Source organism: Luteibacter sp. P4_D7_3 (genome assembly GCF_056401735.1).
This window is the reverse complement of record NZ_JBFUIT010000030.1, coordinates 1-23,933: the sequence shown is the minus strand read 5'-3', so window position 1 is coordinate 23,933 and position 23,933 is coordinate 1. Positions and strand designations below refer to the sequence as shown.

The window sequence follows — 23,933 nt, the reverse complement described above, 5'->3', positions numbered from 1 at the left end:
GAGGCGGCCCGTCCAAGGTGACCACTAACCCGGGCATCAAGAACACCTGAGCCCATGCGACAGCACACCGATCCAGGCGGCAGGGACCCGATCGGTTCCTTCGGTGGTGACCGGCGACGGTCGCCGCCTGGGGAGCATGCACACGCAAAATCCGCCATGACCCCGCTGGTCATCGGCGTTACCGGCCACCGCGACATCCCCGCCGACGAACTCGAGCCGATCCGGCAGCGCGTGCGTGCCTTCTTTACCCAGGTACGCGAGGAATTTCCCGAACTGCCGCTGGTGGTGCTTTCGGCGCTGGCCGAGGGAGGTGACCAGTTGATCGCCGAAGAGGCCTTGTCCTCCGGCGCACGCCTGATCGCCCCACTTCCCTTACCGCCGGCGCTGTATGTCGACGACTTCTCGACGCCAGCCGTCCGCGCCAACTTCGATGTCCTGTGTAGCCATGCCGAGGTGGTGCTTCTTCCACGGTTGATGGATCAGCCTCACCATGTGATCGGCTCCCGCGGCGCCGCACGCGACCGTCAGTACGCCAAGGCGGGGGTCTACATTGCCAGTCACTGCCACGTGCTGCTCACCATCTGGGACGGCAACGGAGCCGCCGGGCTCGGTGGCACCGCACAGATCGTGCATTACCACCTCACCGGCACACCGCCGGGCCTGGTGCTGCGACACGCTCATTCGCGTCACGTGCTCACGGGAAGCGACGAGAGCTTGCTATATCACATCGTCTGCTCGCGCGACGACGAGGGACCGGCGTCGGGCCTCCAACCGCTGCAGGCAGGCTGGCGCAGCGCAGAGAACATGGCGTTCCAGACAAAGCTGCCGGACGACTTCCGGCTGATGTTCTCGCGCATGGCGGAATTCAACGACGAGTGCGCCCGTCACGCAGCGGCGATCGATGATGCACCGCGCGAGATGGCAGGCGCACCCACCGGATCGACGGCTGAGATCGACCAGCTGTTTCACGCCGCCGACTGGCTGGCAGTGCACTTCCGCCGTCGCGTCGTCATGGCCATGCGCCTCACCTATACGCTGGCCGGTCTCATGGGTATCGCCTTTACCTTCTACGCGCACCTGCTGGGAAACAACTTCCTGATCTACCTGTTCCTCGTCATGTTTGCCACGGGCGGCGCTGTCGCCATCCTCGCGCATCGACGCGGGTGGCATCGAAAGTACCTCGACTATCGCGCGCTGGCGGAAGGCCTGCGTATCCAGTCCTGCTGGCGCCGTGCGGGCATCGTTGCGAGTGCGGACCATGAGTTCGCGCACGACAATTTCCTGCAGAAGCAGAACATCGAACTGGGTTGGATACGCAACGTGATGCGCGCCGCCAGCCTCCACCCGTCGACCCATCCGGATGTCCCGACCAACGAGGATCTCGCCGCTGTCATCGCCGAATGGGTGGGCGAATCTGGAACATCGGGACAGCTCCACTACTACGAGCGCAAGAGTGCCGAACGCAGCGGCGTGCACCACATCACGGAAACCATCGGGCGCGTTAGCCTGTGGGGCGGCATCACCATCAGCGTATTTCTCGCCGCATTCGCCCTGAAACTGGGCGAGGAAGCCAAAGTGGTCCTGGTCACCATCATGGCCGTGCTATCGATCATCGCCGCCGTGCGCGAAGCCTATTCCTATCGCAAAGCCGACCGCGAGCTGATTCGTCAGTACCGCTTCATGCAACGTATCTTCGCCAGCGCGCGGGCCGCCCTCGACCGCACCCAGGACCCCGTGCAACAACGTGCCATCCTGCTGTCGCTGGGCGATGCGGCACTGACGGAACATGCGGAGTGGACCTTGATGCAACGCGAGCGCCAGGTGGAGCACAGCAAACTCTAGCGCGACTCAGGCCGCCGTAGCGGTGTCGTTCTCGGAATCGGCGATGACACGATTACGGCCGGCGCGCTTGGCGCGGTAGAGCGCGGCATCGGCTTCACGACAGAGGCGCTGTAGTTCGTAACCGCATCGATCCGTCGAGGCCACACCTACGCTGGCCGAGAGCGACACGACGCGCCCGTCGTCCTCGACGGGTGTCGCTTCGATGGCGACGCGCAGGCGATCGGCTGTCGCCACTGCCTGGCTGCTTGAGCAGCCGACGAGGAGAATGGCGAACTCTTCGCCGCCAAGGCGACCGAACAGGTCGATCGGGCGAAGGAACTGCTTGAGGATGGCTACGGTGCGCTTGAGCACGACGTCGCCCATGGCGTGGCCATGTGTGTCGTTGACTTGCTTGAAGTGATCGAGGTCGATGGAGATCAGGCAGGCGCTGCCGAGTTTCTTCTCCTGGATGCGAAGAACGCGTTCGGCTTCGCTCATGAAATGCTGGTGGTTGAGGATGCCGGTTAGGCCGTCCAGGGAGGACATTTTCTTGAATCGGAGCTGGGAGCGTTTTACGCGGAACAGGAGTAGGCCGATGGAGGCCAAAACCACGAGCAGGAGTGCGATGTAGAGCCGGCCTGTCGCAACCGTATTTGCGTCCAGCGACTGCTGTAACCGCAGGATGCGGTTTTGCTTGCTGAGACCATCTGTTGTGAGGTTCTGCACCATCTGGTGTTGCAGACTTACTTCGTAGGCCAGGCTTCTGACGCCAAGATCGTTTAAATATCCCTTGTCTTGGGCGGTGAAGTGCTCGTAATACGCGAGGGCGCCAGCGGCATTGCCCCTGCGTTTCTCTACCCGGTAAAGGACATCGTATGCCTCTCTCAGCCAATCGCTGATGCCGCCTGCGCTGTTCATAGCTACAACGGCCAAGGCAGCTTTCCTTGCCTCGTCGTCCCTTCCTAGCTTGAAGTACGCCTCTGCCCACTGCAGTTGTGCTAGCTCCTCGTGTGGAAAGTAGTGGTTGATGCGAATGCTCGGATAAATCCGATTCAATAGCGCCATTACCTTCAACGGCTGCTCTTCATCGAGGAAGACGCTTCCAGTTAGCAGTAGCGCGCTGTTCGCGACCACCTTCTCCCGTGCAGCGATGCACATGTCAACRGCTCGCTTTAGCTCGGGGCTAGAAGATGTCAGGCGCTTTATGCTGTAGAGCGCCGCTGCTTTTAACCAATTGGCTTGGCAGGCAGTCTCGCCCGGGGGAACGGCGCCTTCGGCCATGGCGGCGTATTTGATCGCGAGATCGTGTTGCCCCGCGAAAATCATCATCTGTGACAGATTTGTGAGAAGCATGGATCGAGCTAGCGGATCCGTCACTGAGGGCAGGGTGGTCGCAAGACGATTTGCAAGCGTGAATGCTTCTTCGTAGCGCCGGTTGAATGACAAGTTGCTCAGCAGAAGTGCAGATGCCTTTGCTCCTAACACCGGATCGCCGGATCGCTTGATCACTTCGTTGAGTTGAGCTTCGGACTTCGCGTATTCCCCCTCGAACATTGCCTCCCAGGCATCTAGGTAGCGTAGATGCCACGTCTCGGCATTAGTTAGGCTGCTCGATTCGCCATGAATCTGCGACACACGCTGAATAAACTGAGGGTGGTCTTTTGTGCGAAGACTTTCGGTTTCCTCGAGAAACTGAGCGTGTTCCGTGGAGGCCCTTGCGAACAAAGGTTGCGCGAGCACGCAAAAGAACAACGCCGTCGTAACGGCTCGTGATCTGATGCGGCTCGGCAGTTGGATCATCGTTAACTGGTCAATTCGTCGTCAGGCGACTTTCCGCCATCAGGTGTCGAAGGGGCATCCGACTTATCGTCGTCTTGATCCGTCTCATCCTCCTCGTGACTCGGCGTCTGGATCGCCTGGGGCTGATAATTGGCCTTGTGGCCGAATTCTCCGGCCAGTAACGAGCTGTCTCCAGACGCTACCGCTGCAGTCAATGCGTCGGAGGCATGCGACTGCATAAGTGCGCCGGTCAGCTCTTCCGCAGAGGCGTGGCGTAGTGACGCATCGCGACCAATGGCCTCGAGCAGTTCAATCGTGTCTGACATGTTGTCCCCTGTTTGCGTGGTTGTATGAAACATGATGAACGGAGTTAGTGAAACATCTTCAGTCCCTGCGGCTCCTTCCATGAGCGATGCTTACTTGTTCAGGCCCTGCATTCTTGACTAACTTGCCCAGCATCAGGCTGGCCATTCATCGGCCGATCTGAGATCTCAAGATACCGGATCAAGAACGTGTTGCGAGACTTGAGGCTGTCGCATGAGCTTGTACCCGAGTTCTGCAAAGAGTTTGGAGCTGTCACCTGAGGCGACAGCTGAAGTAAGGGCCGCCGAAGCTTGTGCCTGTTGGAGGGCCTCGGTAAGGTCATCCGTTGACGCATGGCGAAGCGATGCGTTCCGACCGATGGCTTCCAACATTTCGATCGTGTCCAGCATGTTCTTTCCTTCCTGTGGCTGTTGATGTGGTGACCGAACGTCTGGCTTATGCCAGCGAGGCTTCTTTTTCAAGCTTGTCCAACGCGGCCAGGCGATCGCGTATTTCCTGATTTGCCTTCAGCGGTGCGGCCGGCGGCAGGATCACCGTCTCTTCGGTCGGCACGTCGACAAACGGCAGGTCGCGCAGGGCGATGCGGCGGATGCGCGGCTTCTGGATCGGCAGGGTGACCGCGCGGTACAGAATGATCTCGTGATCCAGCGGGTAGTCCTTGCTCAGCACGTCGACCAGCACCTGGCGGTAGGCGCCGCTGGTGGTGAAGCGGGCGAGCGAACGATCGCCGACCAGGCCGACCTGCCAAAGGACCAGATAGCCACTGGGATCGATGCGGCGCTCATAGAAAAGAATCTGGCCGGCTTCGAAGTGCTGGCAGCCAACGGTGCCCGGGTCGATACCCAGGTCGGCGTAGAGGCAGTCTTCGGCGGAGATGCCCGGTTCCATGTGAGCCTGGAAGCCTTCGGCACGGGCGACTTCAATGACCTTGTGGGGCGACCAGGCGAAGATGCCCGGGTGGCCATAGAAGACACCGCAGACGCGCTTGCCCGCGCGGACTTCGGTCATCATCAGGTCGACCCACTCCTCGTAGGTCTTCCGGCGCGACTTACCTTCCTTGTAATAAGGCTGCAGGCTACGCACGTCGGCATTCATGCGCTGGAGCCACTGCTCGACGATGTTGTCGGACAGACCGGCAAAGATCACGTCGGCCTGTTCGATGTGGCTGCGCGAAAGCGGGGTGAGGTGGGAACCCAAGGTCATGCCCATGCCGACGACGGCGAGGCTGCCTTGGCGCGTATCCCTCGGAGGTGCCACTAACGTTGTGTTCATCTCGCGATAGTAGGCGAAGTTCTGAGACAGAAGCACGGTTGATTGCGGTTGCCTCGTCGGCGGTTCGCCCCGGACAGGGGAGCTGCCGAAATTGCGTCTGCCAACTGGCGTGGTTGGCAGACCCCGGCTAGCATCCATGCTGGTTGAGCATAAATGCCGGGGGCCGCTTGAAGGACATCCTTACGTTCCGGCTCTATACCCGCGTCGCCCGGCTCGGCAGCTTTTCCGCGGCCGCCCGCGAGAGTGGACTGGCCCAGTCGCAGGTCTCGCGCATGGTGGCCGAGCTGGAAGCAAGCCTCGGCGTGCGCCTGCTATCGCGGACCACCCGCGCCGTCCTGCCAACCGAAGCCGGTCTGGAATTTCTTGCGCGCATGGAGCCCATCCTTGCGGCGATCGAGGATGCCGAGAACAGCGTGAGGGAGACCGGTGAGCTGCGTGGCGTGCTCCGGGTCGGCATGCCGTCGACGCTGGCCATTCGCGTGGTGATCCCGCGGCTGTCCACTTTCACCGAGCGCCATCCTTCGCTCCAGGTCGAGCTGCTGCTCGACGACAAGCGCCAGGACATGGTCCGCGAGGCAGTGGACGTCGGCATCCGCGTGGGACCTCTTCCCGACTCGGGTGGTACCGCCCGGCTGATCGGCAAGATGCACCGTGTCATCGTCGCCTCGCCGACCTACCTGGCTCGTTGCGGCACGCCCCAGCGGCCCGAGGATCTCGTGAGCCATCGCATCGTTCGTGGGCCGGCAGGCATGGCCGTGACCTCATGGCAGTTCGAGCGCGATGGCGAGTCGACCTCGATCGACGTGCAGCCGAACGTCTCCACGAATGACACGGAAGGGGCGCTGGCGGCAGCAGTGGGTGGCCTCGGCATTACCTCGACCACCTCATGGGCCTGCCGCCGCGAGTTCGACCGTGGTGCGCTCACGCAGCTGCTGCCGGAGTGGAAGATGGCCGACTTGCCGGTCCATGCGTACTTCCCGCTGGGTCGTGCCACGCGCATGGCGGCGCGGACCTTCGTCGACTTCATCGCCGCGGAGCTGGACGCCGGCGCCTAGCGTCCGGAGGTTATCGCGGGCGCTTCACCGCCCGGACCACGGCGCTATTGCCGCCACCGCAGTAGAAGCAGTCCTTCCCGTCGGATTCGAGGCCGGACACGTGCGCGCCGGTCGGCATGTTCAGGCTTTCCAGTACCTCGCCGGATCGAGGGTCGACATGCCGCAACTCACTGACATCGTCTTCCCAGGTGGCGTGCCATAGCTCGCCGTCGACCCAGGTGACGCCCGTGACGAAGCGATTGGAGTCGATGCTGCGAAGCACCGCGCCGGTCTCGGGRTCGACCTGATGGATCTTCCGGTTGCGGTACTCGCCGACCCATAGCGTGCCCTCGGCCCATGCCATGCCGGAGTCGCCACCGTGGCCAGGCGCCGGGATCGTGCCCAGCACTTCGCCGGTCTTCGGGTCGACCTTCTGGATGCGGTCCTCGGCAATCTGGAAGAGATGCGTGCCGTCGAACGCGGTGCCGGCATGCGCCATCACATCGATCGATCGCACGATCTCGCCACTGTCGGGGTCGAGGGCTCGCAAATGGTCGCCGGAGGCGAGCCACACTTGCTTGCCGTCGAACGTCACGCCGGCGACTTTGTCGACACCCGGGAAGGGACCGTATTCGCGTATGAGTTGAGCTGTTTTCGTCTTCATGGGCTCATCCTAGTCACCCGGCAGCGGGGTGGTGAGTAACAAGCTCGTCGCGAATCCCGGCATGGGTGGCGCGATCCACCGGCGCGCGCGCCCGCGCCCGAACGATTGCACCTTGCCCGACGCGTGAAGCGACTCGAGGCCGCGCTGCACATTCCGTTGGCTGGTATCGAGCGCGAGCGCGAGGGCCGAGCTCGACCAGGCCTCACCGTCAGCCAGGAAGGCGAGCAGGCTGGCGTGCACTTCCTCGACCGGACGGGCCAGCACGACCACCTCATCGGTGTCGCGCGGTATCAGGATGAAGCCACGTGGCGTCGCCTCCACGTCGGCGAGCGGTCGCAGCAAGTCACGCAACCGACCGATCTCCACGCGCAGCCGGGCACGGTGGGAGTCGWCCGGTTGCTTCGTGCGAAACACCAGGGCAATCAGTGCTTCGCGCGGAACATCGACGGGCCAGCCTTCCGCCAACGCACGCGCAAGTGAGAACAGAACGGGCCGTGTCGCCAGCGAGGCGATGGTGCCTGCATGGCGCACGAGGTTTCGGCAGGTGTCGACGACGAGGGCATGCGAGGCCATCAAGGCTTCGACATCATCGAGCAGAAGGTTTCTCTCCGAGCCACGCGCCAGCAGACGAGCGACGGGTGTGTTGAGCGTGAGCCATGCACTCTCGACTTCCGCGACGAGTGCGGGGATTCCCGCGAGGCGTGCTCCGCGCTCGGCGCGCGAAAGGGCGGCACGCGCATCGCCTGCGCGTAGGCGATGCATCGCCACCCCGGCGGTCACGAGTTCGCATGCAGCCATCAAGGCAGGCGGCAGGGTGTCCAGGGCCAGCGTTGCGAGGGCACGCTCGGCCTCGTCGAGCCGGCCGATGAGAAGCCATCGCCTGCTTTCCAGATAGCGTGCATGCGCGGCGTTCGTGTGATCGCCGTGGTTTTCGAGGGTTATCCGTGCGGCGTCGAGCGTCTCGGTCGGCCATCCCAGGTCACGCGATGCGAGGGCGATCTCTGCGTCGGCCACCACGCAACGGGCGCGAGCGATGGACTCTTTCGATCCGAAGGCCCGGGCGGCGCGCCGGACGAGCACCTTCGCCTTGGCGAAATCACCCAACTGCGCCATGGCGATCCCGCGGAGGGCGAGGGCAGGCGCGTCGTCGCGCAAGGCAACCCGATTCAAGGCACCCAGGGGATCGCCCGCGGCAAGGGCCCGCGCCGCTGCGGTGATCAGCGAGTCCATCGGAATCCCGCCACGCTGTCACTCCCGCCCGGTGGAATCGAACCTACTCTAGCTCACGACCACCGGAGGAGCCCACCTAGGATTCTCGGGCGGGATACCTTCATTTTCGCCGACGGAAGCACGCGATAGATCTTTGCATCAGCGCCACTCTTACAATCCTTTCTTTCGCCCCCGCGACGGTGCGGCGGTATTTCGCGGGGCGCGCGCCGCTGGACCCGTGTTCCTCCGGGCGAGCGTTGCCGCGGTGGCCTTCTTCACTTCCGCCCACACGTCGTCGTGAGCGTGCAAAGTAGCAACACCCGACGCTTCCTGCTGTAGGGCTTCATCGACCTGTGCTCGGAACCATTGCTCGTGTTCCAATGCGGCAGCGGCGCGCTTGGCACGCTCGGTCACATCGGTTCGCGGCGCGCGGAGCAGCCCTTTCTCGTAGTGAGAGATGTCTACGAGGAAGGAAGACAGGCCCAGACGCGCCAGCTCCTTCACGGCGGTGTCCGTCGTCGCGAACATTTTCACCTGACCTACCTTGTTCGCCAGGATGCGTTCCTGCAATCCCGTGCTCGCCAACACGGCAAAGCCGCCTTTCTGACCGAGGATGGTCGCCGTCTTCACGGCGCCCATAGAAATGAGATCGCGCAGGTTTTCGAGCTTGATCGGTTCAGCCATATCGGTCACCCGTTTATATATAAACGTTTACCGATTAAGCTTAACCCGCGACCGCCCCTCTGTCGAACGCCCATCGGACGCGACCGGTCTCTGGCTACGTTGCGTCGGCGACCAGATTGCAGGTGATCCCCTCGACGACCAATGGCTCCGTGCGGTCCGCACCGATGTCGTTCACGCAGCAGTACTTCGTCTGCGACTTCTGCCATGGTGTGTTCCTTTGGCGCGATCCTGTCGCACCACGCACTTCTGATGGTCACTCGTGTGATCTGCAAAGATCAGGTCACGCAGGTCCTYGTCGGCGTCGGGCATGGCGATCTCGAAGGAGAGCAGCACGCCATAACGGACCCCGATGTAGTTCATCCATTCATGGACAGGCGGTGAGTGCGGCATCTGGTAGTCGAAGACGACGGTGCATCCGTCCGGGCGGGAGAGGTTGAGGGGGGGATGCTCGGGGTGAGGCCGCGGCCAGTCCTCATCGGCATCGGCACGCCAGTCCTGCATCGACCGGGGGAAGTAGGGCGCCGCGTACTCCAGGGCGCAACCGGCGCAAACGACCATGCCCGAGTTCATCCACCCGGACGCTTTGCCGCCCGGAGCCTCATAGCCCACGGCGAGGGTCGTGTCCGAGGTGAGCATGGCGTACGACATCTTCCAGCCGCGCGGCACCAGGGACCAGTCACCATCGAGCACCAGCATGACCCTGCCGCGCAGTGCGTCGGGAATGACGCCGGTAAACGGAACGGGCGGGCCGCCTTCAGTCCAGGCGCCATCGGTGTCGCGAAACCCGAGTTCGAACGCGGGAATATCGGTGATCGGCCTGCCGGAAGCGTCCTTGGCCACGATCGGGGTCAGACGGAAATCCTCGCCGTTCCCATAGTCGCCCTTCGTCGTCGGCTCCGGAGGCATCTGCGCCGCGGCGGCCACGATAAAAAACAGGCCGGCCACGCCAGCCATCCACCTGCGACCTGCCCGCATCGTGCGCGCTCCCCTGTCAGTGCCGGGCGACTTTATCTCGGAACGCGCAGGCCGGCATAGCGGTACAGTCCGAGCCACTGTTCCGGCAAGTCAGGCGAGGGTGTCCGATGGACTTCATGCGCATTCTGCAGTCGCTCGAAGAGTTCCTCTACGAGATCATGGGCTGGTTGGTGTTCTATCCACGCGCGCTATGGAGGACGCTCACCCGCCCGGTCGCCGTCGCGGTCTACACCGGTGAGCAGCTGAAACAGCCCCGGGACGAGCAGTTCACCGAGATGGTGAGCCCGCCGCTGATGCTGATCCTGACGATCGTCCTCGCGCACCTTGTCGAACTGGGTACGCGGAACGGCACCTCGACGATCGACACCGTGCTGGGTAAGGAGCTGTTCTCCTCAGAGCAGATGGTCATCGCGACGCGCAGCGTCGTGTTCTGCTTCTTCGGGCTGTTCGGTGCCATGAGCATGCTCCGGCATCAGCGCCAGCCGACGAACCGTGACTCGCTCCGGAAGCCGTTCTATATCCACTGCTACCTGCTCGCGCCGTTCGCCCTTGGCCTCGCCGTTGCGTCGACCGTCATGACCTTCGCGAAAGGTCATTGGATCCTGCTGGGCGGGGCGCTGCTGCTCCTCAGCTGCCTCTGGTATGCCTGGGCGCAGACGGCCATCTACGTGCGGATCCTGAAGATTTCGTGGTGGAAAGCCGTGGCCACGGCCTCGGCTGCCAATCTTCTGGCCACGGGTGTGATCGTCGGGCTGTATCTGGTGGTCGCCGGCGTGCGGTGAGGCGTCAGGCTCAGGCGTCGGTCGGCTTGAGCGGCGAGTAAGTGGCCCGATAGCTGCGCGGGACGACGAAGGGCATGATGAAGCGGCGAAGCGGATAGGGCAGTCGCGCCGACTTCGACAGGCGATCGGTCATGGCCTGCACATGCGCCACGCGCGGCTGGCGCGCTTGTTCGAAGCGGCGCCCGACGGCTGCGACATCGTCGGTCTCGGCAACGAAAGCGGCGAGGGCAAGCGCATCCTCCATCGCCAGGGCAGCGCCCTCGGCCCAGACAGGCGCCGTGGCGTGTGCCGCGTCGCCGAGAAGGATCACGCGGCCTTCGTGCCAACGGGAAAGGCGCACTTCCTCGATCGGCGAGTGGTACAGCGACTCCGGATGAGCCAGCGCCCAGGCGAGTGCCTTGCGTACGCGCTCGGGAAAGTCGCGGAACGCGTGGTCCAACTGCTTGAGGTCGTCGCCTGCGACGTTCGGGGAGCTCACGGCAACCCAGCCGTAGACCGTCGTCTCATCCACGGGAAGCAGCAGGATGGTGCCGTGCTCACCTGTCCACGCGGTCCAGCCGTCGACGCCGGGATTGGGTGCCATGAAGCGCCAGCTGGCGGAGGCGATGTGTGCCGCGGAGGGCTGCGATGCTCCCATGACCGCCTGTCGTACCGTGGAGCGTACGCCGTCCGCGCCTACCAGCAGGCGGGTGGACAGATCCTCGCCGTTGTCGAGGCGGACATGAGCGGCCGACGCGTCCTGGGCGACCGAGGCGATGGCGCGGTCCGCCCTGAGGCTGGAGGCTTCCAGGCCGGTGCCGAGCATCGTCATGAGGTCGGCGCGACGGACGGCGCGGGGACGGAGCGACTCTCCCCAGAACGCGTCTTCATCGATCGCGGCAAGCAGGCGATCGTCCCGCGAACGGTACTCGCGCTTGCGTACGGGGTAGCCCAACCGCGCGATGTCCGTGCCGAGGCCAAGCTGCTCGAGCGCCGCCATGGCATTGCCCGGCAGGTTGATAGCCAGGCCACCATCGGCTGCGACGGGCCGGCGTTCGACCACGAGGGATTCGATGCCCCGTTGCTTCAACGCGCGCCATGTCGCCAGGCCGGCGATGCCGCCGCCAGCGATGACAATCCGCTGCGAACTTTCGATTGCCATGATGCGCGTCCTTCGATAGACAATCGCCGATTATGCCTCGCCCGGAAGCGGGTCGGTACATCCGCTCAAGCGACCACGATGTCCACACCCCGCGCACGGAGCTGACGACGGATCGCTTCAGGCGCGCCGCTGTCGACGACGATGCTGCTCACCGTGTCGACGTCGGCAATCACGTAGGGCGACGCGGCGCCGAGCTTCTCTGTCGAGGCCAGCACGACGACCTCGGCAGCGCGGGCGGCGAGGGCACGCTTCACGTAAGCCTCTTCGAGGTCACCCGTGCTGAGCCCTGCGGTCGGATGGACACCGGTGACGCCCATGAAATAGACGTCCGCCCGGATATGCGCCATGGCTTCGACGGCCGAGGCGCCCACGGCGACCATCGAGTGCTTGAAGAGCCGGCCGCCGATCAGCAGCACGTCCACGAGGGGGTGCGCCGCAAGCTCGACCGCCACGCTCGGGCTGTGCGTCACGACGGTGATTGCCAGGGTGGGAGGCAGGCAGCGCGCGAGCTGCACGCATGTGGTTCCCCCGTCCAGGATCACGACCTGCCCGGGCAGGATCATGGCGGCGGCCCGCATCGCGATCGCCCGTTTGGCGTCGGTGCCGATGTCCTGCCGCTGCACCATATCGCCGACGGCGGCCGAGGCCGGGAGCGCGCCGCCATGCACGCGCTGCAAGCGTCCCTCCGCCGCCAGCTCGCGAAGATCCCGGCGTAGTGTGTCCTCGGAGACGCCGAACGATTTGCTCAGCGTTTTGGCGACGACCTGGCCGTCGCGCTTGAGCGCGGCGAGGATGGCCTGCTTTCGGTGAGTGGTCAGCATGGATGCACGAAATTCATTGACATTGCACGAAACTGCACACTACCGTACCGACGTTCTCCCGTCCAGTGTGCAGGCCTGCCATGTCCGCTCCGTCCGAACGCGTCCGCATTGTCGAAACCCGTGTGCTGTCCGATAACTGGTACACGCTGAAGACCACCACCTTCGACTTCCGCCGCTCCGACGGCAGCTGGCAGCGCCAGCAACGCGAGACGTACGACCGCGGTAACGGGGCCGTGGTGCTGCTTTACCAGCGCGAGACGCGGCGGGTGGTCCTGACGCGACAGTTCCGCTTCCCCGCTTATGTGAACGGTCACGACGGTATGCTGGTCGAGGCGGCTGCCGGCCTGCTCGACGATGCCACGCCCGAGGAGCGCATCTGCCTGGAAGCCGAGGAAGAGACCGGCTACCGGATTCACGACGTGCGCAAGGTTTTCGAAGCTTTCATGAGTCCTGGTTCGGTCACCGAGAAGCTGCACTTCTTCATCGCGGCGTACGACGCCTCGACGAAGGTTGGCGACGGCGGCGGACTCGAAGGCGAAGGTGAAGACATCGAAGTGGTCGAGGTTGCGTTCGACGATGCGCTCGCCATGATCGACCGCGGCGAGATCGTCGATGCGAAGACCATCATGTTGTTGCAGTATGCGGCGCTTCACCTTTTTTCCCGCTAGGCCAGGCGCTCCGCGTGGACCGGAGCGACGCGATGCCGTTGCATGCCATCGTCGTCAGGATGTCGCTCCTCACTTGATGACGTGCTGCGGCCGGCATTGCTCCCCATCGCAAGTGATGAGTACGCGGTAGGAGCTGCATTGCGCGGTAAACGTGTTATTGCCGTTGGCCCGCACGTCGCCGCATCCGATCTGTGATGCTGTCGCCTCGGCTGCTGACAGACCAGGGGGCGTCATCGACGCGGCAGGCGCTTCAACCACCGCGGGCTTCGGCGTGTCCTGAGGCGGCGCGCGGGGTGCCGGCGGGGGCGGGGGCGTGATTCGTGAGGCCGCAACCACCGGTCCGTTCGGCATGGCCGGTGGCCTGGATACGTCGTACTGGTCGATCGGACGTACCGGAGGGCGGGGCCTCGTCCGCGCGACTTGCGGGTGTTCCTGAAGATACTGGTGAATATTTACCAGCCTGTGATCCGTGGTCAGGCCGAACGCAGAGCGTTCAAAAATTTCATGCTGGTCCGGAGGCATCGACTTGCCGTTGGTCCGGATGTACTCGGCGAGGGCATCGATGATCGTCTGGGCGTGGTACACCGCCCTCTGCTCGGGAATGTCGCTGTTGTACATCGTCACCAGGGCGTTGGAATGCCAGGTAGTGATCGTTTGGCCGGGTACGTAGATGTAACTCACCCCACCGCCGTGCACGTCGATCACATGGCCGTCGGCATCGCCCCGCAGCACGGTATCTGCCAGATGAGGTTGGTCGTCATCGGGGTTGAAGCTGGTGTTCTTGAGCTTATTGGCGACCGATTCGAGTGAGAAGTAGGTATAGCCCTTCTCCTTCGTCAACTGCGCACACCGGTAGATCCAGAAATGCCAGACGCGGTCCTTGTCGGCGAATCCATTGCCATCGAATTTAACGATGTAGTGCGTGTCGTCGATCTTGCTGTCCGTGTAGCCCCCGGTAACACCGCGCTTCTGGTATCCGGTGGCGCAGCCAGCCAAAGCGGCAATCGCGAGCAGACCCGCGAGCGCCCTCATGAGCGTTTTCATAACTCCCTCCCCTGTTGTCCCTAGGCGACGGGAGTCCTCACCGTCGCACCCCTGTTCCCCACGCCGATCTGGCGCGACCGGATCATACGAGGAGCGCAGGGGTCCACGCCAGATCCGTCCCGCTCACTCAATAGCTTCGACGCCCTGTTGCTTGAGGACGCCACGCGATCCCGCATCGCCTTGAGTTGCTCGGCGGGGTGGCCCGTCCAGTTCAGAACCTCCCCGGTGACGCGAAACGGATCCCGTGAGCGATACGACTTCGTGATGTTTCCCGGAAACTTCTTGTCCGTGAGATTCGGATCGTCTTCGATGGGACCGGTAGGCTCCACGACATAGATTCTCCCGCGCCCCGTACCGATGGCCAGCTCGGCGCCCCATATGGCGGCGTCCATGGTCGCCGTCAGGTAAACGAAGGCCGCGTGCTTTCGTTGGCCGAAGTTCGAGGCATAGCCCGGAGTGATGAGATCCCCGGCTTCCAGGTGGGCCTTGGTGCCGTGGTAGTACGTTTGCGAATCAGCCACGTCGTCACTCCTGCATTACTGTCGATTCGACAGAGCGGCGATGCTGGACTACGCCCCGGGTCTTCCGGCAAGCCCCCCTGTGTTGTATAAATTAGTAACGGGAAGAGGCGCTCTGGCCGTGAACATCCCCGGCCACGATTCGAACTGATCCGCCGCATCCCTTTTCTGGCTGCGGAGCCACGGTCATGGCAATCAACGAAGAGAAACTCAACGCCTTTCTGGGAAGAGCGGTAGGTGATCTCGGCGCCGCATTCAGCGCGGTACTCGTCCTGCTTGGTGACGAACTGGGTTTGTATAAGGCGCTCGCAAAGGAGTCCCTGACACCTTTCGAGCTTGCCGAACGCACCGGCACCAACGAACGCTACATTCGCGAATGGCTTGGCAACCAGACCGCAGGCGGTTACGTCGACTACGACGCCGTAGCGGGAACGTACCGACTCAACGACGAGCAGGCCGCGTGCCTGGCCGACCCCGCCGGACCGGTCGATCTGGCTGGCGCCTATGAAATCGCGCAAGCACTTTTTCATACCTATCCCCGTGTGCGCGACAACTTCCGCAGCGGCGCCGGCATGGAATGGGGCGAGCATCATCCCTGTCTGTTCCACGGTGTCGAAAGGTTCTTTCGCGGCGGATATCACGCGCATCTTCTGAACGCCTGGTTGCCCGCTCTGGATGGCGTCGTGGAAAAATTACAGCGCGGTGGCAAGGTGGCGGATATCGGTTGCGGTCATGGCGCGAGTACCGTGCTGATGGCCAAGGCGTTCCCTGCGTCCCACTTCGTGGGATACGACTACCACGCACCTTCGATCGACGTCGCACGCGAGCGGGCACGGGAAGCGGGAGTGAGCAATACGACATTCGAGCAGGCGGATGCGTCCAGCTATGAAGGTCGTGACTTCGATCTCATCACCTTCTTCGACTGCCTGCACGACATGGGCGATCCCGACGGCGCTGCGCAGCATGCAAGAGCCTCGTTGAAGGACGACGGCACGTGCATGGTGGTCGAGCCGCATGCCGGCGACGCCGTGGCAGAGAACATCAATCCGGTCGGACGCGTGTACTACGCCGCGTCGTCGATGATCTGCGTGCCTGTGTCGCTCGCCCGGCATGGTCCGGCGCTGGGCGCCCAGGCCGGCGAAGCCCGTTTGCGCAAGGTGATCGTCGATGCCGGCGGGTTCAGGCGTCTTCGCCGTGCCGCGGAAACGCCATTCAACATCGTGCTGGAGGCGCGACCTTGAGGCGCGCGCCAGGGTCGCCGAACCATTGCGATAGACGCTGAGCGAGGGCATCGGGGACGGCATCGCCCTCGCTGGTCCAGGCAACCACCCCGTCTGGCCTCACGAGCAGGGCGCTCAGGCCGAGTCGATCCCTGGTGTCGCTGGCGATGTACGCGACGCTGTCTTCCCACTGAGTCGCCCGTGCGCGAAGCGGTGTGCGCGCGTCGAAATCCAGCAGCAGCCCCTTGCCCGTTTTGAGGTGTTCGCCCAGACGTGTTCCATCTGCCAGTTCGATATCGGGCGCACTGCGGCCGACGAGTGGATGGTCGTCGCCAAGGTCATAGCGCAGCGACACGCCCCACACCCGCTCGGCGAAGTACGTCGCACCATCACGCGTGTCGATCAGGTCGCGAACGATGGCTTCGAGCGCACGTGAACTCCGGCTCGGACGCATCAGCCCAACCTGGGCGCGCGACCAGTCCAGGACCTGCGCGCCCACCGGATGCCGTTCCGTCATATACGTGTCCAGCAGGCCCTCCGGCGCGTCGCCACGGATCGTCGCTGCCAGCTTCCAACCGAGATTCATCGCGTCACCGAGGCCGAGATTGAGACCCTGGCCGCCCAGTGGCGAGTGAATGTGCGCTGCGTCGCCGGCGAGCAACACCCGCCCACGGCGATAGTCGGTCGTCTGGTAGGCGCGATCGGTCCATGTCGTGGCGAGTCGAAGTGCTGTCAGCGTGACATCTGTGCCCGAGACGCGACGGAGCACCGCCTGGACGTGTTCGAGCGTGATCGGGTGCATCCGGTGAGACGCGCCGCCATCGAACTCGACCATACCGATGGTTCCGGGTGGCCCGTAGGTGTACATGCCCGTCGGTGTGTAGTGGCGCCCGGCCCGAAGCGGATTCGGCTCGGCGATATCGACATCGACGGAGTATCCCGTGAATTCGGGGTCGGTGCCGACAAAGGCGAAGCCGGCGGCCTTGCGCAATGTGCTTCGGCCGCCGTCGCAGCCGACGAGCCAGCGTCCGCGAAACACCTCGCCGCCCGCGCGGACGAGTACGGTTTCGGCGTCTTGCTCGAGGCCCTCGACACCCAGGCCGCGCCGGATCGTGGCGCCCATCGCGTTCGCGCGTGCCTCAAGCGTCCGTTCGAGGGACTCCATATCGACCATCATGCTCGTGCCGACAGTGCCGGACAGACGCCACGGCCAGCGCGAGCGGTCGATCTTGTCCTCGTAGAACTGGATGCCGGCAAAGTGACCACCGGGGCGTCGCGGCTGGCCCAGCCAATGCGCTGCACCCGACGCGCCAGGCCGGGCGCTGTCATTCGACGGCTGGCCTGCCGCGATGTCGTCCAGCAGGCCGCGACGGTAGAACCCGTCGATCGAGGGGGCGGAGAGTCCGCGCATCCCGAAGGGGAGGCGCTTCAAGGGGGAGCGCGGGTCGTCCTGCGGCTCCAGCACCAGCACGGACAGCCCTGCGAGCCGCAATTCGCAGGCCAGGAACAGGCCGACCGGGCCCGCGCCGGCCACCACTACGTCGTAGATCAAGCGATATCCTCAGGTAAGCGGCCGGAGACACTCTGGCCCTAAAAAGTTACACTGAGTGTAAGTTTCTACAGGGCGAATGGCCTGATGTCAAAACCGGACGGGCTTCGGAACCAGAAAAAGGCGGAGACGCGACAGGCGATTTCCAACGTCGCCACGCGCCTGTTCGTCGAGCGCGGTTTCGAGAATGTCTCGGTGGCTGAGGTCGCACGCGAGGCGGGGGTCGCCCGTAAAACGGTGTTCAATTACTTCCTGCGCAAGGAGGACCTGATCTTCGATCGCGAGGAGGAAGTCCGAACGCTGGTGCGCGACGCGATCGTGAACCGGGGGAGCCAGTCGCCTGTCCACGCATTCCAGGCGCTGATGCGAACGCTGGCAGTCACCGGACACCCGATATTCCATATGTCCGCCCGGCCGATCCAGTTCTGGCGCACGGTGGTGGAGAGCCCCGCACTGACGACGTACGCGCGGGAACTTCAGGTAACGCTGGCCAATGATCTGGGCGAAATGCTGGCCGACGCGGTACACCGCCCGCATGCCGATCCCGATGCGCGCCTCGCCGCGGCGATGCTCGTCTCGGCGCTCGTGGTGGCATACGGCGACGCACTCCGCGCGTTTCGTGAGCAGCAGGATCCGGAAGCCGCCTTCGTAAGCGTGATGGAGCGGGGCTTCGTTGGCGTGAACGCCACGGTCGTCGGGACGCCGTATGCATGAGGCGAGGGGCCGGCGACGTGTCGAATGCAGGGCCGCTCGTTCGACGAGGTAGTGAAGGCAACGCAACCCAATGGCCCGAAGGCCGCTTCAGGAGACGCTAAAGATGACCATCACCATTACGGCCTTTGAACGCTCACCCGACGGCGGCAAGGGCCTCGCACGTGATACGCGCGTTCGCTGGGCGCTGGAAGAAGTCGGCCAACCCTATGTGGTTCGCCCGCTTTCGATGCAGGCGATGAAAGACGTCGCGCATCGGTGCCTGAATCCTTTTGGCCAGATCCCGACCTATGAAGAGGGCGATCTCTGCTTGTTCGAGAGCGGCGCGATCGTCTTCCACATCGCCGAGCGGTATGCGGGCCTCTTACCGGCAGAGGCGAATGCAYGGTCCCGGGCGATCATGTGGATGTTTGCCGCGCTCAATTCCGTGGAGCCCGCGATTCTCGAAATCGTCGTCGTCAAGTTTGCGGAGGGCGACAAACCCTGGGCAAGCGAACGGATGCCTCTCGTCTTCGATCGCATTCGCCAACGGCTTCGGCCGCTGTCCGCCCGTTTGGGCGAGGCGGAGTGGCTCGATGGCGCCTTCAGCGCGGGCGACCTGATCATGGTGTCCGTACTGCTGAGGTTGAGACTCTCGGGCGTCCTCGACGAGTTTCCGAACCTCGCTGCTTATGTCGCCCGCGGCGAAGCACGGCCGGCTTACCAGCGCGCTTTCCTGGCCCAGTTAGCGCAAGCGACGGGTAACCCGGCTGCCGTCTGACTGGCTTGTCGTCGTGCGCCGGGAAGCCCAGTAGCTGTCCAGGGCCAGGGGGCCGGCCCCGCCGAAGCACAGAGCCAACAGGCCCGCGGCATAGAGCAGGTCGGTCTCATAGCCGGGCTGCCCGAAATGGGCGCCCGACGCGTCATAGGACAGCAACTTGATGGAACTGAATCCATTGGGCAGATGCACGGTCAACGTCGCGACAAGCAGCACGGCCAGCATGGAGAGTGTCGCCACGGGAACGAAGGCGCCCAGCAGGATCAACAGGCCACCCATGACTTCAACCGCTATCGTGGCCCACCCCAGCAAGTCGGCGTAAGGCATGCCCATCGCATGCAGAATCGCTATGAAGGCATCCGGCCCGCGGATGAGCTTCGCGAAACCGTGTTGCATGAAGCCAAGGCCGACCATCAGCCGTAACGGTACGGCGTACCAGCCTTGGGCGACGGGCAGGGGCGCGATGGCCCACCGCGACAGGAACAATGTCTTCATGCCGCTTAGTTCGTCGTGACGGCTCGGTCGGTTACAGGGGCCGTGCGAGTGCAATTTCTGGTGAAGTTCTTCTTGCCGTCCATGCTCGCATTGGCGGTGCCAGCGATGGAGTAGCCGGAGCCGAATCCGCGGCCTGGGCCGTAGTCCATCAACATGTCTTCGAGCGTTTGCCTACGACGTATCGGGTGAATTCTTCGCTTCTGCGATAGCGCTGAACGACGACGTTGTCCTACGGAAGGTCGATATAATTCGCCGCATGACAACCAAACGAATGAAGTTTCCCATTCAGGATTTTCCCATCCGGGGGACCATCCTGACTCCTGCGGTACGTGCGGCAGCGATTCGCGACGCGGTGATGTCGCTTGCCGCTGAAGGTGCGCTGGTGCGTGGAAAGTATCTCGGCTGCCCGCCTGTTAAGGCAATGAAGATGCGCTGAGTCATGGACTCTCGGACGCGGAAGCCCTTCACGAGCGTCTTCATCAATTGTCCGTTTACTGAGGACTACGCTTCTCTCTTCGAGGCCATGGTTTTCACCGTTCTCGCATGTGGATTTCGACCGAGATCCGCCCTTGAGAAGGGGGATAGTGGCGAAGTACGCATGGATAAGATCACTCGCCTTATCAAGGCTTCGCCCTACAGCATCCATGATCTGTCGGCCGTCGAGTTGGATGTGGCAAACCAGCTTCCGCGCTTCAACATGCCCTTCGAGCTCGGTCTCACGCTTGGGATCAGGGCCGCTGGTGGTGAGCATGCCGGCCACATGGTGCTGGTTCTCGAGCGCCGGGAATACACCTCCCAGAAATGCCTGTCCGACATTGCTGGCCAAGACCTGCAAGCGCATGGCGGGGACGAAAGGTCCGGTGGCTGCACCCTGCGCGCGGCCACCGGACCTTCTCAGGTATGACTAATTACTTACCCTCGGGAACGAGGTTAGCCAGCTTGCCCTTCTTGTCGAACTGGCAGCTGAAGTTCTTCTTGCCGTCCATGCCCGCATCAGCGGTGCCGGCGATGGAGTAGCCGGAGCCGGAATCAGCGGCCTGGATCGGCTGCAGTTGGATGTAATCGTTCTTTACGTCGTACTTCTTCGCTGCGGCATCGAGGCAGCGCGTGGTGAGCTTGCCCGGATCGGGTCGGTCGGAAGCAAAGGCGTTCGAGGCCAGGATCAGGCCGAGGGAACCGGCCAGCAGCAGGGCGGAATGGCGCATGGGTCTTTCTCCGTACGAGGCACGAGGCCGGGGTTATTGCCGGATCGAGTGTGCCCTTCGGTTCCTTGCGGCAGGATGAATTCCGGCGCCGCAAAGGTTAAAACCATGTCAAATCAGTGCATTAGGGTCGAATCAGTGCGACGAGACGAACGGGGAAGGCGTTAGCGCCTCCGGCATGGCGAAGTTCCGCTTCATCCGCGCCACTTCTTCCACCGGGGGCCTGCCGAACAGTCGTCTGAATTCGCGGCTGAACTGCGATGCGCTTTCGTAACCGACGGCGGTCGCCGCCGATGCCGCCGTGGTGTGTTGTCGAAGCATGAGCAGTCGCGCCTGGTGCAAACGGGTGGATTGCACATAGCGCATGGGCGACGTACCCGTCATCGCGCGAAAGTGCGCATGAAAGGTAGGCGCGCTCATCGCCGCTTCGCTCGCTAGTTCGCCGATGGTCAGTGGTTCGCGATAACGGCTGTGGATCATGCGGATGGCTCGGGACACCATGCCGAACTTGCCCTGTTGCGCGAGCGCAGCGCGCAGCGACCCGCCCTGCGCGCCGGAGAGGATCCGATAGTAGATTTCGCGCACCAGCGCAGCACCGAGAACGACGCCCTCTGGGGGTTTTGCCAGCGCTTCGAGCAGACGCAGGACGGACGCTGAAAGCGCTTCCTCCATGGGTGAGGCATACAGTCCTCGCGGGGTCGCCGACGACACCCCGCGCAACGCGTCGATCTGGACGCAGAGCTCCGCAGCCATTGCGTGGTCCAGCCGAAAGTAGATCGCCAGCAAGGGCTCGTCCGCGGAGGCGTCCGTCTCCATCGTGAACGGCACGGGGACGGACACGACGAGGTAGTGCTGCGCGTCGTAAACGAATACGTCGTCGCCTAGCAAGCCACGCTTGCGCCCCTGCACGACGATGACGATGCCGGGCTCGTACAGCACAGGTGTACGGCTTAACGGCCGATCGGCGCGGAGAAGACGCACGTCCGGCAGCGGCGTCAGCGTGTAGCCCTCGCCCGGTGCGAGTTCGCGGAGCAAGGCGACCATGCGGTCACGGRGGGGCGATTCCATGCGCTCACTGTCCGCCTTCGCAAGCCGCCCYGCAAGCGCCTCTCATAGGATCAGGCAATCACGCCACATGCCGGGCCATGGGACACAGCGCATCCGGGACTTACGATGGCTTCCGTTCCTAACCAGGAGGCTATCCATGTCCCGCAAGACCCTTTTCATCACCGGCGTCAGCAGTGGCTTCGGCCTGGCACTCTCCCGTGAAGCCTTGTCCGAGGGACATCGCGTGATCGGCACCGTTCGCAACGATGACGCCCGGCGTGCGTTCGAGGCGCTGCACGATGAACGTGCCCATGCCGTGTCGCTGGATGTCACCGATATCGAAGCCATTCCAGACGCTGTCGCCGAGGCGGAATCGCGTTTCGGTCCGGTGGACGTTCTCGTAAACAACGCCGGATACGGCCACGAGGGCATCTTCGAGGAGTCGCCGATCGAGGCCATGCGCCGGCAGTTCGAGGTGAACGTCTTCGGTGCCGTCGCGGTCACGCAGGCGTTCGTGCCGCGATTCCGCGAACGTCGCCACGGACACATCGTCAACATCACGTCGATGGGCGGCTTCATTACGATGCCCGGCATCGCGTATTACTGCGGCAGCAAGTTCGCGCTCGAAGGCATCAGCGAAGTACTGGGCAAGGAACTGGCGCCTTTCGGCGTGCACGTCACCGCCGTTGCGCCCGGTAGCTTTCGCACGGACTGGGCCGGGCGATCGATGCAGCGCTCGCCGCGAAGCATTGCCGACTACGACGCCTTGTTCGACCCGATCCGGCAGGCTCGACAGGAGAAGAGTGGCAAACAGCTCGGCGATCCCGCCAAGGCGGCCAGGGCGATTCTGGCGCTGGTCGAGCTTCCGAACCCGCCCGCCCACCTGATCCTCGGCAGTGACGCGCTCTCCCTCGTCCGCGGCAAGCTCGCCGCTATGACGGCGGACATCGACACCTGGGAGAGCCTGACGCGATCGACGGACGGCTAGTCGCTATCTACTGGTAGTCATCGCGTACCACGCGCTGTGCTTCAGCCGAAGCCAGTCGCGGAGCCGCTCGCTTCGCTTTCATTCCAAAGGCGAGGCGCAGCGCGGCGAACCTCCGCACACATCCTTCGTAAAGGATCACGCACGTGCCCATGCTGAGGACCAGAACGACGACGTACTTCGTCCACGGCGTCCATGCCATCGGGATGACGTAGTACCCGATCGCGACGATGACGGTCTGGTGCAGGATGTAGACCGGGTAGCTCGCCTCTCTCGCCCAGCGAAGCAGTGGATTCACGAACGAGAGGTAGCGATAGCCATAACCGACGAACACCATGACCCATAGCCAGGTGAAGATATTCGCGCCGACGCCATCGGCTATCGAATCGTGACGGATGATGCCCGTGTTGAATCCCGAGACCAGCAGGACGAACACGGCGAGCCCCATGATGAGCGACCAGCGGCGAACATTGGAAAGCCACTTCCAGGTGCCCGGGATGGATGCCATGACGTATCCGTAGGCGGTCAGAAGCAGGTAGTGATTGAAGATGTACCAATCGCTGACCAGGTTATGCGTCTCCGGAAACACCGGTTTCAGGAACGCCTCGTTGATACCAAGCGGGATACCGAGCAGAAACAGCCAGGCGCCCGGGGGTAGCCGCGGCGAAAGTCGCTTCCACCAGAGCATCGCGGGAAGCAACAACAGGATGTAGACGTAGAGATAAGCCATGAACCACAGGTGGTGCCAGCTGAAGTCGCCCGCCGGGTAGGGATGAAACTGGAGCATCCGCGTCACGTAGAACGTCAGGTAGTCGCCCACCCATTGCCCACGAAGCAACTGTTCGTAGTAGATCTGCGGTGGAACGACCAGGACCATGCCGATGACCAGAGGCACGAGTAGTTTTCGTGTTCGTTCCCGAAGGAACTGTCCCGTACTGCGTCGCTGCAAAGCGAACCACATGCCCGCGCCGGCAATGACGAAAAGCAGCGGCATGCGCAATCGATGGGCGATGTCCATGGGCCATTGCAGGGCYGGAATGGTCTGGGCATTGACGACGTGCCAGCCCCAACCGACGAAGATCATCCCGGTGTGGAAGAAGAACAGCACGAAGATGGCGATGACGCGCAACCAGTCCAGGAAGTCGTAGCGTTCCTGCCGTTCGTCGGTAGCATGCATGGATTCAGTCCCCTCTCCTGGCGATAGGCGGGAGCCTGAGGCATCGGTTGTCGG

General features: G+C 63.3%; 26 protein-coding genes and 1 pseudogene. 10 read left to right on the top strand and 17 right to left on the bottom strand.

Annotated elements, in window-relative coordinates; translation table 11 throughout:
* The first annotated feature begins 156 nt into the window (after positions 1–156).
* Positions 157–1,842 (top strand): hypothetical protein, encoded by a 1,686-nt coding sequence (locus tag AC1DSN_RS05385; protein WP_477329862.1) that lies wholly within the window; start codon positions 157–159, stop codon positions 1,840–1,842.
* A gap of 6 nt (positions 1,843–1,848) precedes the next feature.
* Here the strand turns inward: AC1DSN_RS05385 and AC1DSN_RS05380 are convergent, their stop codons facing one another.
* From AC1DSN_RS05380 to AC1DSN_RS05365, 4 genes are all read right to left on the bottom strand, one after another.
* Positions 1,849–3,621, bottom strand: a complete 1,773-nt coding sequence (locus AC1DSN_RS05380; RefSeq protein ID WP_477329860.1) for a tetratricopeptide repeat-containing diguanylate cyclase — start codon at positions 3,619–3,621, stop codon at positions 1,849–1,851.
* A gap of 2 nt (positions 3,622–3,623) precedes the next feature.
* Positions 3,624–4,007 carry a hypothetical protein gene (locus AC1DSN_RS05375; protein ID WP_477295990.1) on the bottom strand — a complete coding sequence of 128 codons (384 nt, stop codon included), beginning with the start codon at positions 4,005–4,007 and terminating at the stop codon, positions 3,624–3,626.
* An 84-nt stretch (positions 4,008–4,091) separates the two neighbouring features.
* A complete protein-coding gene (locus tag AC1DSN_RS05370; RefSeq protein WP_477295989.1) occupies positions 4,092–4,313 on the bottom strand; it encodes a hypothetical protein in 222 nt (73 codons plus the stop codon).
* Between the two features lie 46 nt (positions 4,314–4,359).
* Positions 4,360–5,196 (bottom strand): SAM-dependent methyltransferase, encoded by an 837-nt coding sequence (locus AC1DSN_RS05365; RefSeq protein WP_477295992.1) that lies wholly within the window; start codon positions 5,194–5,196, stop codon positions 4,360–4,362.
* A 167-nt stretch (positions 5,197–5,363) separates the two neighbouring features.
* Here AC1DSN_RS05365 and AC1DSN_RS05360 point away from each other — a divergent pair, with 167 nt between their 5' ends.
* Positions 5,364–6,251: a LysR family transcriptional regulator gene (locus AC1DSN_RS05360; protein WP_063570803.1), complete on the top strand. Its 888-nt coding sequence runs from the start codon at positions 5,364–5,366 to the stop codon at positions 6,249–6,251.
* Positions 6,252–6,261: 10 nt separating this feature from the next.
* Here the strand turns inward: AC1DSN_RS05360 and AC1DSN_RS05355 are convergent, their stop codons facing one another.
* From AC1DSN_RS05355 to AC1DSN_RS05340, 4 genes are all read right to left on the bottom strand, one after another.
* Entirely contained in the window at positions 6,262–6,894 is a 633-nt protein-coding gene (locus tag AC1DSN_RS05355; RefSeq protein WP_477295988.1) for a Vgb family protein, read from the bottom strand.
* A gap of 9 nt (positions 6,895–6,903) precedes the next feature.
* Complete coding sequence (locus tag AC1DSN_RS05350; protein WP_477329858.1) at positions 6,904–8,124, bottom strand: helix-turn-helix domain-containing protein; 1,221 nt, start codon at positions 8,122–8,124, stop codon at positions 6,904–6,906.
* A gap of 150 nt (positions 8,125–8,274) precedes the next feature.
* A complete protein-coding gene (locus AC1DSN_RS05345) occupies positions 8,275–8,787 on the bottom strand; it encodes a hypothetical protein (protein ID WP_477295986.1) in 513 nt (170 codons plus the stop codon).
* 171 nt (positions 8,788–8,958) lie between these two features.
* Complete coding sequence (locus AC1DSN_RS05340; protein ID WP_477329856.1) at positions 8,959–9,732, bottom strand: hypothetical protein; 774 nt, start codon at positions 9,730–9,732, stop codon at positions 8,959–8,961.
* A 146-nt stretch (positions 9,733–9,878) separates the two neighbouring features.
* On the opposite strand from AC1DSN_RS05340, the gene AC1DSN_RS05335 reads away from it, so the two are divergent.
* Complete coding sequence (locus tag AC1DSN_RS05335) at positions 9,879–10,544, top strand: hypothetical protein (RefSeq protein WP_213949896.1); 666 nt, start codon at positions 9,879–9,881, stop codon at positions 10,542–10,544.
* 10 nt (positions 10,545–10,554) lie between these two features.
* Here the strand turns inward: AC1DSN_RS05335 and AC1DSN_RS05330 are convergent, their stop codons facing one another.
* Both AC1DSN_RS05330 and AC1DSN_RS05325 read right to left on the bottom strand, forming a co-directional pair.
* Positions 10,555–11,685, bottom strand: coding sequence for an FAD-dependent monooxygenase (locus AC1DSN_RS05330; RefSeq protein ID WP_477295984.1), 1,131 nt, complete (start codon positions 11,683–11,685; stop codon positions 10,555–10,557).
* A 65-nt stretch (positions 11,686–11,750) separates the two neighbouring features.
* Positions 11,751–12,506, bottom strand: coding sequence for a DeoR/GlpR family DNA-binding transcription regulator (locus tag AC1DSN_RS05325; protein ID WP_477295983.1), 756 nt, complete (start codon positions 12,504–12,506; stop codon positions 11,751–11,753).
* 65 nt (positions 12,507–12,571) lie between these two features.
* Between AC1DSN_RS05325 and AC1DSN_RS05320 the strand changes: the two genes are divergently transcribed.
* Complete coding sequence (locus AC1DSN_RS05320) at positions 12,572–13,174, top strand: NUDIX domain-containing protein (protein WP_477329854.1); 603 nt, start codon at positions 12,572–12,574, stop codon at positions 13,172–13,174.
* Between the two features lie 69 nt (positions 13,175–13,243).
* Here the strand turns inward: AC1DSN_RS05320 and AC1DSN_RS05315 are convergent, their stop codons facing one another.
* Both AC1DSN_RS05315 and arr read right to left on the bottom strand, forming a co-directional pair.
* A complete protein-coding gene (locus AC1DSN_RS05315) occupies positions 13,244–14,218 on the bottom strand; it encodes a CC0125/CC1285 family lipoprotein (protein ID WP_477329852.1) in 975 nt (324 codons plus the stop codon).
* Positions 14,219–14,346: 128 nt separating this feature from the next.
* Positions 14,347–14,739 (bottom strand): annotated as a pseudogene (gene arr / locus AC1DSN_RS05310) (NAD(+)--rifampin ADP-ribosyltransferase); the annotation flags it as partial.
* A gap of 185 nt (positions 14,740–14,924) precedes the next feature.
* Here arr and AC1DSN_RS05305 point away from each other — a divergent pair.
* A complete protein-coding gene (locus tag AC1DSN_RS05305; RefSeq protein ID WP_477297176.1) occupies positions 14,925–15,977 on the top strand; it encodes a class I SAM-dependent methyltransferase in 1,053 nt (350 codons plus the stop codon).
* Here AC1DSN_RS05305 and AC1DSN_RS05300 read toward each other — a convergent pair.
* Positions 15,949–17,508, bottom strand: coding sequence for an FAD-dependent monooxygenase (locus tag AC1DSN_RS05300; RefSeq protein WP_477329850.1), 1,560 nt, complete (start codon positions 17,506–17,508; stop codon positions 15,949–15,951). The two genes, AC1DSN_RS05305 and AC1DSN_RS05300, sit on opposite strands and share 29 nt — an antisense overlap.
* Before the next feature lie 84 nt (positions 17,509–17,592).
* Here AC1DSN_RS05300 and AC1DSN_RS05295 point away from each other — a divergent pair, with 84 nt between their 5' ends.
* Both AC1DSN_RS05295 and AC1DSN_RS05290 read left to right on the top strand, forming a co-directional pair.
* Entirely contained in the window at positions 17,593–18,219 is a 627-nt protein-coding gene (locus AC1DSN_RS05295; RefSeq protein ID WP_477297180.1) for a TetR/AcrR family transcriptional regulator, read from the top strand.
* Positions 18,220–18,322: 103 nt separating this feature from the next.
* Complete coding sequence (locus AC1DSN_RS05290) at positions 18,323–18,976, top strand: glutathione S-transferase family protein (RefSeq protein ID WP_477329848.1); 654 nt, start codon at positions 18,323–18,325, stop codon at positions 18,974–18,976.
* Here AC1DSN_RS05290 and AC1DSN_RS05285 read toward each other — a convergent pair.
* Entirely contained in the window at positions 18,941–19,468 is a 528-nt protein-coding gene (locus AC1DSN_RS05285; protein ID WP_477329846.1) for a DoxX family protein, read from the bottom strand. The two genes, AC1DSN_RS05290 and AC1DSN_RS05285, sit on opposite strands and share 36 nt — an antisense overlap.
* A gap of 271 nt (positions 19,469–19,739) precedes the next feature.
* Here AC1DSN_RS05285 and AC1DSN_RS05280 point away from each other — a divergent pair, with 271 nt between their 5' ends.
* Positions 19,740–19,904 carry a hypothetical protein gene (locus AC1DSN_RS05280; protein WP_477329844.1) on the top strand — a complete coding sequence of 55 codons (165 nt, stop codon included), beginning with the start codon at positions 19,740–19,742 and terminating at the stop codon, positions 19,902–19,904.
* A 162-nt stretch (positions 19,905–20,066) separates the two neighbouring features.
* Positions 20,067–20,372 (top strand): hypothetical protein, encoded by a 306-nt coding sequence (locus AC1DSN_RS05275; protein WP_157504062.1) that lies wholly within the window; start codon positions 20,067–20,069, stop codon positions 20,370–20,372.
* A gap of 4 nt (positions 20,373–20,376) precedes the next feature.
* On the opposite strand, the gene AC1DSN_RS05270 is transcribed toward AC1DSN_RS05275, so the two are convergent.
* Positions 20,377–20,673: a hypothetical protein gene (locus tag AC1DSN_RS05270; RefSeq protein WP_063572283.1), complete on the bottom strand. Its 297-nt coding sequence runs from the start codon at positions 20,671–20,673 to the stop codon at positions 20,377–20,379.
* A gap of 132 nt (positions 20,674–20,805) precedes the next feature.
* Positions 20,806–21,738, bottom strand: a complete 933-nt coding sequence (locus AC1DSN_RS05265; protein WP_477329842.1) for an AraC family transcriptional regulator — start codon at positions 21,736–21,738, stop codon at positions 20,806–20,808.
* A gap of 136 nt (positions 21,739–21,874) precedes the next feature.
* Between AC1DSN_RS05265 and AC1DSN_RS05260 the strand changes: the two genes are divergently transcribed.
* Positions 21,875–22,705 (top strand): oxidoreductase, encoded by an 831-nt coding sequence (locus tag AC1DSN_RS05260; RefSeq protein WP_477329840.1) that lies wholly within the window; start codon positions 21,875–21,877, stop codon positions 22,703–22,705.
* Positions 22,706–22,712: 7 nt separating this feature from the next.
* Here the strand turns inward: AC1DSN_RS05260 and AC1DSN_RS05255 are convergent, their stop codons facing one another.
* Positions 22,713–23,879: an acyltransferase family protein gene (locus AC1DSN_RS05255; protein WP_477295922.1), complete on the bottom strand. Its 1,167-nt coding sequence runs from the start codon at positions 23,877–23,879 to the stop codon at positions 22,713–22,715.
* Between the last annotated feature and the right edge of the window lie 54 nt (positions 23,880–23,933).